Origin of the sequence: Frankia umida (assembly GCF_023242945.1) — a bacterium.
GTDB lineage: Bacteria > Actinomycetota > Actinomycetes > Frankiales > Frankiaceae > Frankia > Frankia umida.
In genome coordinates, this window is the sequence record NZ_JALKFT010000038.1 from 14,991 (window position 1) to 28,276 (window position 13,286).

Consider the following 13,286-nt stretch of genomic DNA (forward strand, 5'->3'; position numbering starts at 1 on the left):
GGGGTCAGCTGCCGAAGCCGTCCACGGTTCCGGTCAGTCCGGTCGGGGTGTGCGGACCGAGGTGGATCTGTTCGAGCACCCCGACGCCGGTGCGGTCGCCCATTTTCGCGATCACCAGATTCTGCAGGTGCAGTGAGGTCCGGGCGACGGGATCGAAATCGGCGAGGGCGATCGACTCCCGGCCGACCTCCAGTTCGCCGTGGTTGGCGCCATGGGTCCAGTACGGGTGCCAGTAGCCCAGGCCACGCATCCGGAAGGTCAGGACCTTCTCCAGCTCGATGTGCACCTCACCCTCGGCCGGGTCGTCGAACCACAGGTCGGCCCGTGTGATCTCGCGGCGGCCCGGCTCGAACTCCAGCTGGTGGCGGATGTTGCGGCCCTCCCGGACCCCGCCGGCCGGCGTGCCCTGCCAGGGAGCCACGTTCCCGGGAACGGGGTCGAGTACGAGTGCCGTCTCCAGCCAGCGGGTGCCATCGGAGTACTCGTGCACGGCGAAATGCGTGAACCGGTCACCGAAGTGCAGCGGCGCCCACAACCAGAAGATCTGCAACTCCGGACGCGGGATGTTCATCGTCAGCTGCTGGCCGACCGGACGGGTTCCCCAGGAACGGTCGCGGGTGCCGGAGACGTCCGCCGCATCGATGCGCAGCTGCTCGCCGTCGACGGTGACGGTGCCCTCCCAGGTGCCCCACTGGGTCAGCCGGGTGTGGTCGGAGGTGAGGATGCCGGCGGGCGAGATCCGCCGCTGGCGCGGTTCCTCCACGGCGACGGTGGTCGCGCGAAAAGTCAGGTCACAGGAGATGCCCTGTTCGTTCGGCGCCACGACGTAACGGATCGTCCGCATCGGTTCCACGACCTCGATCCGGATGGGACCGACCGTGGTGGAACGGTCGAGCGGCATCGTTCCCGACGCGAAGATGGAGTGCTCGACACCCCCCAGCACCACGCTGAACGCCGCGTCGATGACTCCCCGCACCGGGTAGTGCCCCATCGCGGCGCCGAAGTAGAAGTGGCCGTCCTTCTGATGGCCGTTGAACCAGTAGCGGTCGTAGTGGTTGGGGTCGCCGGTGGCCGGATGGGCGATCGGATCGGCCGACGAATGAATCGGGTAGTCGTCGAAAGGGGTGAGCATCGCCGGTTCTCCTCGGGTCGTCTCGGCAGGGCCGGCCTGGGCCGGGCGGTACTACAGCTTGGCCACCGCGCCACCGTCGACGATGCCGCCCATACGGGTGAGTTCGTGTTCACCGACGCCCATGACCGCCGACAGCGAGGAAAGCATGACGATGGACCCCGCGGGGAGGGGGTCCATCGGTTCGTGCCGGGCCGAGGCGGCCACCGCGGCGCCCTCCTCGGCGAGGCGCCCCGCGACGGCGGCGCCGATGCCCGTCGACGCTCCCGTGACAATGGCGACCCGACCGGCGAACCGTTGCGTCATCGACCAGCACTCCCTGTCCCACGTGATCGGCCTGTCCCACGTGATCGGCCCCGCGCCGGGCTCAGCCTGCCAGCGCGAAGGTGGCGAATCAACCGTCGCCGGACGCCGGACGGTGCCCGGCGCCACCCGGCCCAGGGTGCCCGCGATCGGTCACGGATGGTCGCGGTCGGCCACCGCCAGGCCGTTTCGGATTCCAAACCGAACGACTCCGGTGCAGGCAGTGAACGTCAGGCAAAGGATGCACGACAAAACCGTCGCCCGGAAAACGCACAGCATCGGACGGGTCGACATCCGCCGGCCATGCCGTTACAACAGTCGATGTGAACGACGGCGTACTGGCCCTGGTGGTCGTGACCGCACTGGCATTCGACTTCACAAATGGCTTCCACGACACCGGCAACGCGATGGCAACATCGATCGCAACCGGAGCACTACCACCCAAGGTGGCCGTCGCCCTGTCCGGGGCACTGAATCTCGTCGGCGCATTCCTGTCGCTGAGCGTGGCCGCCACGATCGCGAGTGGCCTGGTCAACACCGGCGACGTGACGCTCACCGTCGTCTTCGCCGGCCTGGTCGGCGGAATCACCTGGAATCTGCTCACCTGGTTCTTCGGAATTCCGTCCAGTTCCTCCCACGCGCTTATCGGTGGGGTGATCGGCTCGACCATCGCCGCCGCCGGCAGCGACGGCGTCAAATGGCACGGAGTTGTCTCGAAGGTCATTATTCCGGCCGGTCTGTCGCCCGTTATCGCCGCGCTCATCGCCACCGCCGGCACCTATCTGATCTACCGGCTGAGCCGCAGCGTCCCGGACGGCACCCGCAACCACGGCTTCCGCATCGGGCAGATCGGCTCCGCCTCGCTGGTGTCCCTCGCCCACGGCACGAACGACGCGCAGAAGACCATGGGCGTCATCACCCTGGCGCTCATCGCCAACGGCACCCTCAACGCCGGTGCGCAGGCCCCGACCTGGGTCATCGTCAGCTGTGCGATCGCCATCAGCGCCGGCACCTACCTGGGCGGTTGGCGGGTCATCCGGACCCTGGGCAAGGGCCTGGTCGAGATCGACTCGCCGCAGGGCATGGCGGCCGAGTCGTCCTCGGCCGCGACGATCCTGCTGTCCAGCCACTTCGGGTACTCGCTGTCGACCACGCACGTCGCCACCGGCTCGATCCTTGGCACCGGTCTCGGTCGGCGCGGCGCCGAGGTGCGCTGGAACGTCGCCGGCCGGATGGCCACCGCCTGGCTGCTCACCCTGCCCGCCTCCGGGCTGGTCGGCGCCGCCTGCTACGGCATCGCCCAGGGCATCGGCGGGACGGCCGGAATCGTCGTCGTCTTCGCGGTGCTGGTGATCGCCTCCGGCGCCCTGTACTGGCAGGCCCGCAAGATCCCGGTCAGCCACCACAACGTGAACGCGGAATGGGACGGCGCTCTGGTCCCGGCCGAGACCCACGAGCGCATCGCCGCCTGAGGCCGCGCCATCACGAGAGGAGGGGCTGGCCGTGAACTCCTGGATCGACCTTGACGCCCTGTGGAAGATCGTCGTCCTCGGCCTGCTGGCCGGCGCCGGCCTGCCCGCGCTGTTCGCCGTCGGCCTGCGTGCCATCAGTCTCCCCGGCCGGGGCGGCGCCGCCACCACGAGCGGCGCCGACGAGCGGATCCTCGGGTCGAATCCGGCGGGGATCGCCGCCGGGGCCCTGTGCTTCGCGATCGTGCTCGCCGGGATCGGCTGGGGCATCTACTCCGTCGTCGCCGGAACCTGAAGCCGCCGGAACCTCAGACAGGACCATTATCACCATGAGCAGCAGGGCGCTACCCCCGTTCCTGGCCTCGATCGTCGGCTGGCTGCGCGCCGGCTATCCCGAGGGCGTTCCCGAACACGACTATCTGCCGCTGTTCGCGTTGCTGCGCCGCAAGCTCACCGCCGACGAGGTGGACGAGCTCGCCGCGACCCTGGCCGAGGCGGACGACTCCGCCTCGGTGCACGCGGTCCGCACCGCGATCTCCGAACTCACCAACGGCGCCGCCCGCGACCAGGACATCGCCCGGGTCAGCGCCCGCCTGGCCGCCGGCGGTTGGCCGCTGGCCGAACCACACCGGTGACCGAACCACACCGGTGACAGGGCGGTCGCGCGCGACCGCCGTCGTATGATCACAGCCGTGTACGTGCCGCGCCCGTTCGAGCTGACCGAGCTCGACCAGGTCGCCGAGCTGGTCGAGCGGATCGGTGCCGTCGACCTGGTCACCTTCGACGGCACGGGTCTGGTCGCCACCCTCGTCCCCGTGATCTGGGACCGCGCCCCCGGCCAGACCGACCCCACGTTCACCCGCTCCGGCGACGCGGATCCAGCCGGTGGGGCGGCCGAGGGTCGCGGGGCGCCGCACGGGCGACTGCTCGGGCATATCGCGCGCGCCAACGGGCAGTGGCGCGGGAGCGAACCGGGTGTCGCGGCGCTCGCCATCCTGCGCGGGCCGCAGGCGTACGTCTCGCCGTCCTGGTATGCCACCAAGGCCGAGCACGGCCGGGTCGTGCCGACCTGGAACCACCTGTCCGTCCACTTCACCGGCCCGGTCGTGTTCCACCACGAGCCCGCCTGGCTGCGTGACGTCGTCACCCGTCTCACCGACCGGCACGAGCGGCACCGCCCGCGGCCCTGGTCGGTGGACGACGCCCCCGCGGAGTTCGTCACCGGCCAGCTGCGGGCCATCGTCGGCGTCGAGATGGCCGTCCAGTCGATCGTCGCGCAGGCGAAACTCAGCCAGAACCGTTCCCCCGCCGACCGCGACGGCGTCCTCGCCGGCCTGCGGGACGAGGGCGAGACCACCGCGCCGCCGGCCGAGGCCGTCGCCGACCTGATGACACGGTTCGGTTCGGGCCGCGTCCCCGACTGATCGGGCCAGCTCATCAGGCCGTCGAGCTGTCGGCGTGCCGCCCGGCCAGACCCGCCTGATCGTCCAGGGCGAAGGTGCGGCGGCAGTGGCGCAGCAGGGCGTGCAGGGCGGGGCTGGGGGTGGCGGTCCAGGTGAGGGCGAGCAGCGCGGAGACCGGAGCGTCCTCGATGGGCAGGGCGCGCAGGCTGTCCGCGCGACCGTCGGCCATGGACGTGGACAGGATCGCGACGCCGAGGCCGCGGGCGGCCAGATCCGCGACGGCCGCCGGCGCGGCCGCCTGCACGGCGAAACGCGGCCGGACGCCCGCCGCGGCACAGCAGCGTTCGAACACGATGCGCACGCCGGTGCCGGGCGGCAGGCAGGCCAGCGGGTGGGCGGTGAGCTCGGCGAGGGTGACGCTGGGCCGCGCGGCCAGCGGATGGTCGGGGGCGACCGCCGCGACCAGCGGTTCGCTGAGCACGGGCAGCATCCGTGGGTCGCGGGCGGCGTCGTCCGCGGCGGTGCCGACCAGCGCCAGTTCGAGGGTGCCGGCGCGGACCTGTCCGATCAGCCGGTCGGAGGCGTCCTCGACGACGCTCAGCTCGATGCCGGGGTGGGCCTCGTGGAAGGCCGCGAGCGCCTCGAACCAGGGCTGGACCAGGCAGGACGCGACCATGCCGACGTTCAGGCGGCCCCGGACGAGCCCGCGCACCTCGTCCACGGCACCGCGCACCGCGGCGACGGCGGCCAGGGCCTGCCGGGCATGCTCGAGGGCGGCCACGCCGGCGGTGGTGAGGGTGGCGGCGCGACCCGTGCGGTCGAGCAGGGCGGCGCCGAGCTCGTGCTCCAACGCGCGGATCTGCGCGCTGACCCCCGACTGGCTGATGTGCACCCGCTCGGCCGCCCGGGTGAAGTTCGCCTCCTCGGCGACCGCGACGAAGTACTCCAACTGGCGCAGCTCCATAAGCGCTGATTCTACTTCTCATCAGATCCAGCTGTTGGACTTCTGATCCCGTCCGACGCAGCGTGGACGTGGAGCCGAGCGCAGCAGGAAGCCGGCGGGAAGCACCAAGCCAGCGGGAAGCACCAAGCCAGCGGGAAGCACCAAGCCAGCGGGAAGCACCAAGCCAGCGGGAAGCACCAAGGAGGAATCCCATGACGTCGCATCCGAACCTGTCGACCGCCCGGGAACGTGCCCGTGTGCCGGAGGATCTGACCAGGCTGTTCGTCGAACGGGCCAACGCCGGGGACGCCGCCGGCATCGCCGAGCTCTACGAGCCGGACGCGGTGATGGCCTACCCGCCGGGCGGGCGGACGGTGGGCCGCGACGCCATCCGTGCCCTGTGGGAGCGGGTGCTCACGCACGCACCCCGTTTCGAGCCGGAGGAGCCGCTGCCCACCCTGGTCAGCGGGGACATCGCGCTGACGTCCACCGCACCCCGCGACGGCGCCGGCGCCCGCGCGCAGGTCGTGCGCCGGCAGCCGGACGGCACCTGGCTACGCCTGCTCGACCAGCCCGAGTTCACCGCCACGGACTGAACCGCCAGAGACCGGGCCGCCAGAGACCGGGCCGCCAGAGACGTGAACCGCCGGAGTGCGAACCGTCGCGGTCAGCTGCCCAGGTAGGTCGAGTAGCCGAAGGGGGCCAGCAGCAGCGGGACGTGGTGCGGGTCGGCGGGGTCGCTGACCTCGAAGGCGATCGTGACCTCGGGGAAGAACGCCGAACGGGCGCTGGTGTCGAACACCAGCCGAAAGCGTCCGGGTGCGGTCAGGGGCAGGCCGGTGATCCGGCCGTCGGGGTCGGTGACGGCCTCGGCGAGCAGGGTCCAGCCTGCGGTGGGTTCACCGCGTTCGAGCCGCACACGGACCTCGGCCGCGGGCTGACCGAGGGCCGTGTCCAGCACATGGGTGGACAGGCCCATCCCGTCACGCCCCGGTGATCAGGTGGCGGATGCGCAGCGCGGTGATCTCCGCCTGCTGACCGGCGGCGACACGCAGCTCCTCGGCGGCGTCGTGGGTCATCCGCTGCTGGAGCAGATCCAGCATCTCCGGCGCGGTGCGGCCGGCCGCACGGACCAGGAAGACATAGCCGAAACGCTCCTCGTAGGCGGCGTTGCCGGCGGCGAACGCGGCCTTGGTCTCCTCGGACGCCTCGTCCATCGCCGCCTGCTCCCGACGGGGGGCGTCGAGGGAGACGATGGAGGCCCGGGCGGTCGTCGGCGGCGCCGGGGTGCGGGCCGGGCGCTCCCCGATCCGGGGGTGCGCGGTGAACGCCTCGAACCAGGCCGATTCGGGCACCTGCCACCACTCCTGCTCGGCGGCGGGCAGCAGCGCCGCGAGCGTGCCGAACGGACGGCGGGCCACCACCGCCTCGGCCCAGTCCTCCGAACCGCAGCAGGCCAGCAGCTCCTCGCGCGCGGCGTCCGGGGACAGCGCGTCGAACCAGCGCATCGCCAGCGCCTCCCGGCCGACCAGGGTCGGGGCACCGGTCAGGCGCAGCCGGGCCAGGCCGCCGTCGGGGATGGCGTCCAGGCGCACATGGGTGGCCTGGACGGGCACCTCCAGGTCGAACAGGTGACGGGTGTTGGGCTGGACGCGGGTACGCGGCAGCAGCGGGAACCAGCCGGTGACGGCGTCGACGTCATCCGGGTCGATCAGGTCGGGGCAGTCGGCGGCCCACAGTTCGACGGCACGGGGGGCGTTGCCGCGGAAGTGGCGGGTGTCGACCTCGGCCCGCACGATCTGGCCCTGGGTGGCCAGGCGAACCGTGGCCCAGTCGTGCCCCGTACCGCGGCGGCGGCGGGTCTCCCAGCCTTCGCCCATGGCGCGGGCGTCGCCGGAGGCGTTGAGGTTGTGCCGTCCGCCGTAGTGCATGTCGCTGGCGGCGACGACGACCCCGCCCAGATAGGCGGCGGCGAGGTCGGAGGTGACCCGGTCGAACAGGCGGGGATCCGGCACGACCGTGCCATGCACCCGCAGCCGGGCGACGCCGCCGTCGGGGTGGATCGTCAGGCGCAGATGGGTGATGCGGGTCTGGCCCGGCTCGGCCACGGGCAGCACGTTCACCGCGTCCGCGGCGATGGGGGTGTGACCCACCAGTTCGACCCACTCCACCGCGGGGTCGGCGGCCTCGGCGGCGGACGGGTAGCCGGCGAGCGTCGCCCCGTGGATCTCGACCGCCTCGGGGGCGTTGCCGGTGAAGTGGGTGGTGTCGACGGTGATCGCCCGGGCGATACCCGGGGCGCCGAGACGGACCACGGCCCAGTCGGCTCCGGGCAGGTCGCGGCGGCGGCGGGTCTCCCAGCCGTCGGTCCACTGGCCGCGTTCGGTGAACACACCCGGACGCACGGTCGGTGGCTCGGACAGCAGCATCCGCTCGGCGAACGCGAAGAACTCGTCGTTGACGGCGACGACCGTACCGCCGAAACGGGACGCGGCCAGATCGATGAGGTTGGTCAGGTCGGGCTCGTCACTCATCAGATTCCCTCTTTCCGGGTCGACCGGGGCCGTCACCGTGCCAGCAGACGCCCCCGCGGCGGGCGATCGCCGTCGGCGCGCACCCCCCGCAGGTAGGTCGCCCGGACCAGTCCGTCCAGGCTACGACCAGCGTAGGGGGTCAGCGGGTGACGGTGACGCAGCATGCTGGGCTCCACCAGGTAGGACCCGTCCGGGTCGAGGACCACGAGATCCGCGTCGGCACCCACCGTGAGGCGTCCCTTGGTCGGCAGACCGGCGAGATCGGCGGGTCCCGCGCACATCCAGGCGACCACATCGGCGAGGCTGTGCCCGCGGATGCGCGCCTGCGTCCAGACCGCGGACAGCCCGAGCTGCACGGATGCGATGCCGCCCCAGGCGGCGGCGAAGTCGCCGGTGTCGATCCGCTTGACCTCCGGGGTCGACGGGGAATGATCGCTGACGACGCCGGCGAGCAGCCCCTCGGTCAACGCGTCCCACATCCGGTCCAGGTTCGCCCGCCCCCGAATGGGGGGTGCGCACTTGAAGACGGTGGCCCCGTCGGGGACCTCCTCGGCCGTGAAGGTCAGGTAGTGCGGGCAGGTCTCGGCGGTGAACGCCAACCCCTCCGCCCGGGCGGCGAGCAGGTCGTCCAGCGCGTCGGCGGCGGACAGGTGCAGCACGTGCAGTCGGGCGCCGGTCGCCGCGGACAGCGCGGCCAGACCCGCCACCGCCTGCTGCTCGGCAGCGGGGGGACGGGAGGCGAGCCAGCTCGCGAACGCCCGGCCCACCACCGGCGGCGCCGCCTCGAGCACCGCCGGGGCCTCGGCGTGCACCACGGTGAGGGCGCCCATCCGGGCGGTGTGGCGGGTGGCGGCCGCGAGCACGTCCATGGACACGTGCGGGAACTCCTCCACCCCCGAGGGGGCCAGGAACGCCTTGAAGCCGAACACGCCGGCGTCGTGCAGCGCGGCCAGGTCACGCAGGCCGCGGGTGTCGGCGCCGATGATGCCGCCCCAGAAGCCGACGTCCACCGCGATCTGGCCGGCCGCCACCGCCCGCTTGGTCTCGAGCGCCGCGAGCGAGGTCGTCGGCGGGATCGCGTTCAGCGGCATGTCGATGATCGTGGTGACCCCGCCGGCGGCCGCGGCCCGGGTCGCGGTGGCGAAGCCCTCCCATTCGGTCCGGCCGGGCTCGTTGACGTGCACATGGCTGTCGACCACGCCGGGCAGCAGCGCCCACGGGCCGAGGTCGGTGACCAGCACGTCCGCGGGTACCTCGTCGAACCCGGTGATCGCGGCGATCCGGCCGGCCACGACGTGCACCGCCGCGGGCCGTTCACCGTCCGGCAGCACCACCCGGTGTGAGCGCAGCACCTGCGCCCGCTCCGGCAGGTCGACCGACGTGCCGGTGGGAGACGTGCTGGTGGGAGAGGTGGACCAGCCCATGGCAGCCGACCCTAGCGGCGCGACGTTACAGTGATGTTCGGCGACTCGGACGCCGCGTGGGCTCGAGCGCCGCACCGGGCGAGCGCGAGGTGATCATGGCGTGGCTGCTTCGTAACACCGAGCCGGCGCTGCGGCACGGCTGGCATCCGGTGGCTCTGGCGACCGAACTCGGTGACGCTCCGCTGCGGGTGCTGCTGCTCGGCGAGGCCTGGGTGGTGGTCCGGTTGGGCGGTGCGCTCGCGGCGTTCACCGACCGGTGCCCACATCGGTTCGCACCACTGTCCGCCGGCCAGGTCGAGGACGGCGAGCTGCGCTGTGGCTACCACGGCTGGCGGTTCGGCCCGGACGGGGTGTGCACGTCCATTCCGGCGCTCGGCCCCGGGGTTCCACCGCCCAGACGGGCCAGGGCCACCCCGGCCTGGGGGGTGGCTGAGCGCCACGGTCTGCTCTGGATCGCCCCGGCGCCGCCGGTGGCCGACCTGATCGACCTGCCCGACGCGGCGCGGCCCGGCTTCGACGTGATGTGGCTGCCCCCCGCGCACAGCAGCGCCTGCGCCGGCCTGCTCGCCGACAACTTCCTCGACACCGCGCACTTCCCGTTCGTGCACGCCGCGACGATCGGCGCCGGCGAGGACACCCTCGTCGCCCCCTACCGGGTGGCGCCGGACGGCGCGGGCTTCCTGGTCCGTCTGGAGCAGGACGTGGCCAATCCGGAGGATCCCCTGGTGGCCACCGGGGAGCACCCGCTGGTGCAGCGACGCTGGTCGACCTACGCCTACCAGCCACCGTTCATGCTGCGGCTGCGCCTGGAGTATCCCGACGCCGCGACGACCAGCACCATCCTGTTCTGCCTGCAACCGCAGGGTGAGCGCGCCACCCGGATCTACACCCTGCTGCTGCGGGACGACCTCGGCGCCGACCCCGACCGGATGGCCCAGGCCATCGCGTTCGAGCAGGCGGTGCTCGACGAGGATCTCGCCCTGCAGGAACGTTTCGACCTCGAGGGCCTGCCGCTGCCCGACCCCGACTCCGACCCCAGCTCCGACCCAGGCTCCGTGTCCGTGCGGGCGTCGGTGCCGGAGGAGGTCAGTATCCGGGCGGACGCGGCCGGGGTGGCACTGCGCCGCACACTCGCGGCTCTGGTCTCCCGGGCCGGTGCGGACGGCCGGGGCGGCGATACCGCGGCCACCCCGACCTGACAGCAGGCGGTTCGGTGACTACCCGGAGTTCGGTGACTACCAGGAGTTCGGTGGCTACCAGGAGGTGGAGATCTCGTCCAGCAGCTCGGCGATCCGCTCCAGCAGGATCGCGCCCTCCTGGTGCTGTTGCGGGGTGAGGCTGGCGATGAACTGGCCCTCGGAGGCGCGCACCGCCTGCTCCTTGAGCGCGAGGGCCTGCTCGCCGGCGGGCGTCAGGTGGACCGCCACCTGACGCCGGTCATGACCGGAGGGAACCCGCTCGACCAGGCCCGCACCGACCAGGTTCGTCACCGCGCGGGTGGCCGTCGGGCCGCTCACACCGGCGCTGATCGCGAGGTCCGACATGGTCTGCGAACCGCCGCGCAGCGGAGCCATGATGATGTACTGCGCGATCGACAGACCGCTGCTGTCCTGGCGTTGGGTGGCTCGACCACGGGCTCGCTGCACCGCGCGCAGCAGCTCCCGCCACGCGGCGAGGAAGGCCTCACCATCGTCGCGTTCGTCGGTACCCGTGCGTTGCTCGATGACCCTGATCCCTCACTCGCCCGGTTGAAGGGCGAGCTTAGGGCATCTGTCCGCCGGACGCCCCTGCGGCGGGACACGGCGGCCTGGTCATCCGGTTCGAACTGGTCCGGGTGGGCGTGCCGGACTGGTCGCAGGCGGCGCTTCGGGAACTGCTGGCCAACGCCCTCACCCATCGGGACTACGCGGTACCCGGGGTGGTGCACGTCCGCTGGCAGGACGCCACCATCACGATCGCCAATCCGGTGGATCCGAGGGTCACGGCCCGTCCCGGGGCTGCGCTGGCCGGCCTGCCGCAGGCCCCGAACGCCCTGCTGGTGGATGCCTTCCGCCGGGCCGGGATCGCCCGGCGCACCGGTTCGGGCATCGGCCGTGCCGTCGCCGACCAGCTGCGGCTCGGGCTCGCCGCCCCCCGGTTCGACCACCCGGACCAGCGGCGGGTGGTGGTGGCGGAGCTGCCCGCACGGCCCGCTGACCTGGCCTTCGCCCGGTTCGTCGTCGCGCGGGACCGGCTCGGTCAACCGCTGGACCGCGCCGACCTGCAACTGCTCACCGCGGTGACGCAGCGCGGCGCGCTACGTACCGCCGATGCGGCGGCGCTGCTCACCACCGACCGCGCCCAGGCCCGCGCGAAGCTGTTCGGCCTGCTGCGCGCCGGTCTGGTCACCGTCCACGCTGACGGCGCGGGGCGTACCTGGCAGGCCAGCACACGGTTGCGTCAGGACCTGCACGACAGTGCCACCCACGTCCGCGCCCAGCTCACGTCCGGCCAGGAGTCAGGGATGGGTGTGCAGCAGGCAGCCGAAGCCGGCCAGGGTTCGTAGCGGCTGCGCGAGACGGCAACCCAGGTCGGCGGCGGCGGCGTCGACGGCGGCCAGTTCGCCGAGCACGGCCTCCCAGGGCGCCTCGCTCATCAGACCAAGCACCGGCAGCGGGCAGGCCGCCCGCACCCAGCCCTGATCGACCACGACGAACCCGCCGCCCATGCCCTCCACCGCACGCGCCGCGGTGAGCAGGTCATCGTCGCTGGTACCGATGACGATCAGCTGCCCGGGTGCCTGCGCCGTGGTGAACCCGAGCGCGCCACGGACCAGCCCACAGCCGCGGACCAGCCCCACATCGACGGTGACCGCCTCCGGCGGGCCGCCGATGACGGCGATCTTCTGCAGGTCACGGGACGGGTCGGCGACGGGACGTCCACCGCGTGCGGTCGGCGCCAGCCGGACGATCCGCAGCCCAGGGCGGGACGACGAACCCGAACCACCGGACTCGATGCTCACCGCCGCGGACCCGGCCGGGTCCGGCACAGGACAGGGGAAGGAACCGGCGTACAGGGTCTCCGGGAGCCGGATGCGCCCGAGGGCCCAGGTCGGCGCCGGGTCAAGGTTGTCGAACAGCGGCCGACCGGCCTCGGCGGCGATGCGACCGCCCAGGACCACGACGTCGGGTGGTGCGGGGCTGGCCAGGTTGGTGACGACCTGAAGGTCGGCGAGTCGGGTGGGAGCGAGCGAACCCAGGATGTGATCGACGGCGTGCCGGCGGGCGGGTCGCAGGGTGACCTGCCGGATCGCCTCCCACGGGGTGGCGCCCCGGGCGACGGCGTGGTGGACCTCGTGGTCGAGGTGGCCGCGGGCGGCGAGTTCGGTGACCGTCCGGGGATCGCCGGAGGTGGGCGGTGCGGCCTGGCCCGTTCGGGCCAGCACCCGCAGTGGCGTCGTCGACTCGGTCGCGAACCGCGCACCGGCCGGCCCGCCGAAGGCGACCAGCGCCGTCGGGTCGATGAGCAGGGTGCCCGTGCCGCGCGGCACCAGCAGGCGGGCGAGTTCGCCCGGGCTCAGCAGCGTGTCCTCGATCCGCAGGCCCGCGTCGACGTAGGCGGGCAGGACGTACCGGCCCTCGGCGTCCAGGGAACGCCGCCCGCCGAGGGCCCCCGGCCTGGTCACCGCGGCGATGTGCCGACCGACGATGAGGATGTCCCGTTCGAGCACGCTCTGGTCGGGGACGCTCTGGTCGTGCACGACCATGACGAGGCCGCCGCGCACGACCAGGTCGGCCTCCTCCTCCCCGGCGGCCACCCGGCGCAGCCGCGCGATCTGGGCCGGCGACGCGACATGTCGTTGCACGTTGACGGTGGACGGCGGCGCCGATCTGATCGGCGGCCCCCCGGTCCGGGCGGGAGGATCCTCCCGATCGGCGCCGGGCATCACGGCCGGCGTCTGGGTACGCGCCGGGGCGTGCGGGGGTGTCGACATCAGCCGGGGTCCGCGGCTGGTGCGTACGACGTTCACATGCCGTCCCTCACTACGGGGGCCACAACAATGGTTGCTGTCACGATCAGGGCCACAACGATCAGGGTCATA

Annotated in this window: 15 protein-coding genes; 7 read left to right on the top strand and 8 right to left on the bottom strand. The window is 72.7% G+C overall.

Features of this window, described 5'->3' with window-relative positions; translation table 11 throughout:
* Positions 1 to 4 precede the first annotated feature (4 nt).
* The gene (locus tag MXD59_RS23000; protein ID WP_248826686.1) at positions 5 to 1,132 is read right to left on the bottom strand and encodes an Rv3169 family protein; all 1,128 of its coding nucleotides are present in this window, start codon (positions 1,130 to 1,132) and stop codon (positions 5 to 7) included.
* 51 nt (positions 1,133 to 1,183) lie between these two features.
* Positions 1,184 to 1,435, bottom strand: a complete 252-nt coding sequence (locus MXD59_RS26705) for an SDR family NAD(P)-dependent oxidoreductase (protein ID WP_283097351.1) — start codon at positions 1,433 to 1,435, stop codon at positions 1,184 to 1,186.
* A 320-nt stretch (positions 1,436 to 1,755) separates the two neighbouring features.
* On the opposite strand from MXD59_RS26705, the gene MXD59_RS23010 reads away from it, so the two are divergent.
* Genes MXD59_RS23010 through MXD59_RS23025 form a run of 4 tightly spaced genes read left to right on the top strand, consistent with a single transcriptional unit; the run spans position 1,756 to position 4,325 of the window.
* Entirely contained in the window at positions 1,756 to 2,904 is a 1,149-nt protein-coding gene (locus MXD59_RS23010; protein ID WP_248826687.1) for an inorganic phosphate transporter, read from the top strand.
* A 31-nt stretch (positions 2,905 to 2,935) separates the two neighbouring features.
* A complete protein-coding gene (locus MXD59_RS23015) occupies positions 2,936 to 3,196 on the top strand; it encodes a hypothetical protein (RefSeq protein ID WP_248826688.1) in 261 nt (86 codons plus the stop codon).
* Positions 3,197 to 3,230: 34 nt separating this feature from the next.
* The gene (locus MXD59_RS23020) at positions 3,231 to 3,536 is read left to right on the top strand and encodes a DUF3349 domain-containing protein (protein ID WP_248826689.1); all 306 of its coding nucleotides are present in this window, start codon (positions 3,231 to 3,233) and stop codon (positions 3,534 to 3,536) included.
* 57 nt (positions 3,537 to 3,593) lie between these two features.
* On the top strand, positions 3,594 to 4,325 hold the full coding sequence (locus MXD59_RS23025; RefSeq protein WP_248826690.1) for an FMN-binding negative transcriptional regulator: 732 nt from the start codon (positions 3,594 to 3,596) through the stop codon (positions 4,323 to 4,325).
* 13 nt (positions 4,326 to 4,338) lie between these two features.
* Here MXD59_RS23025 and MXD59_RS23030 read toward each other — a convergent pair whose 3' ends face one another.
* Positions 4,339 to 5,268 (bottom strand): LysR family transcriptional regulator, encoded by a 930-nt coding sequence (locus MXD59_RS23030; RefSeq protein WP_248826691.1) that lies wholly within the window; start codon positions 5,266 to 5,268, stop codon positions 4,339 to 4,341.
* A gap of 191 nt (positions 5,269 to 5,459) precedes the next feature.
* Here MXD59_RS23030 and MXD59_RS23035 point away from each other — a divergent pair, with 191 nt between their 5' ends.
* A complete protein-coding gene (locus tag MXD59_RS23035; RefSeq protein ID WP_225437951.1) occupies positions 5,460 to 5,843 on the top strand; it encodes a YybH family protein in 384 nt (127 codons plus the stop codon).
* A 71-nt stretch (positions 5,844 to 5,914) separates the two neighbouring features.
* Here MXD59_RS23035 and uraH read toward each other — a convergent pair whose 3' ends face one another.
* From uraH to allB, 3 genes are read right to left on the bottom strand one after another with little or no spacing between them, the layout of a single operon-like run.
* Positions 5,915 to 6,226, bottom strand: a complete 312-nt coding sequence (gene uraH, locus MXD59_RS23040; RefSeq protein WP_248813731.1) for a hydroxyisourate hydrolase — start codon at positions 6,224 to 6,226, stop codon at positions 5,915 to 5,917.
* A gap of 4 nt (positions 6,227 to 6,230) precedes the next feature.
* Entirely contained in the window at positions 6,231 to 7,781 is a 1,551-nt protein-coding gene (locus tag MXD59_RS23045) for an allantoicase (protein ID WP_248826692.1), read from the bottom strand.
* 32 nt (positions 7,782 to 7,813) lie between these two features.
* Entirely contained in the window at positions 7,814 to 9,205 is a 1,392-nt protein-coding gene (allB, locus tag MXD59_RS23050) for an allantoinase AllB (RefSeq protein WP_248826693.1), read from the bottom strand.
* 95 nt (positions 9,206 to 9,300) lie between these two features.
* Between allB and MXD59_RS23055 the strand changes: the two genes are divergently transcribed.
* A complete protein-coding gene (locus MXD59_RS23055) occupies positions 9,301 to 10,404 on the top strand; it encodes a Rieske 2Fe-2S domain-containing protein (protein ID WP_248826694.1) in 1,104 nt (367 codons plus the stop codon).
* 54 nt (positions 10,405 to 10,458) lie between these two features.
* Here MXD59_RS23055 and MXD59_RS23060 read toward each other — a convergent pair whose 3' ends face one another.
* The gene (locus tag MXD59_RS23060; protein ID WP_248826695.1) at positions 10,459 to 10,851 is read right to left on the bottom strand and encodes a MarR family winged helix-turn-helix transcriptional regulator; all 393 of its coding nucleotides are present in this window, start codon (positions 10,849 to 10,851) and stop codon (positions 10,459 to 10,461) included.
* Positions 10,852 to 11,039: 188 nt separating this feature from the next.
* On the opposite strand from MXD59_RS23060, the gene MXD59_RS23065 reads away from it, so the two are divergent.
* Entirely contained in the window at positions 11,040 to 11,750 is a 711-nt protein-coding gene (locus MXD59_RS23065) for an ATP-binding protein (RefSeq protein WP_248826696.1), read from the top strand.
* Here the strand turns inward: MXD59_RS23065 and MXD59_RS23070 are convergent.
* Positions 11,703 to 13,214, bottom strand: a complete 1,512-nt coding sequence (locus MXD59_RS23070; RefSeq protein ID WP_248826697.1) for an adenine deaminase C-terminal domain-containing protein — start codon at positions 13,212 to 13,214, stop codon at positions 11,703 to 11,705. The two genes, MXD59_RS23065 and MXD59_RS23070, sit on opposite strands and share 48 nt — an antisense overlap.
* Positions 13,215 to 13,286: the final 72 nt, after the last annotated feature.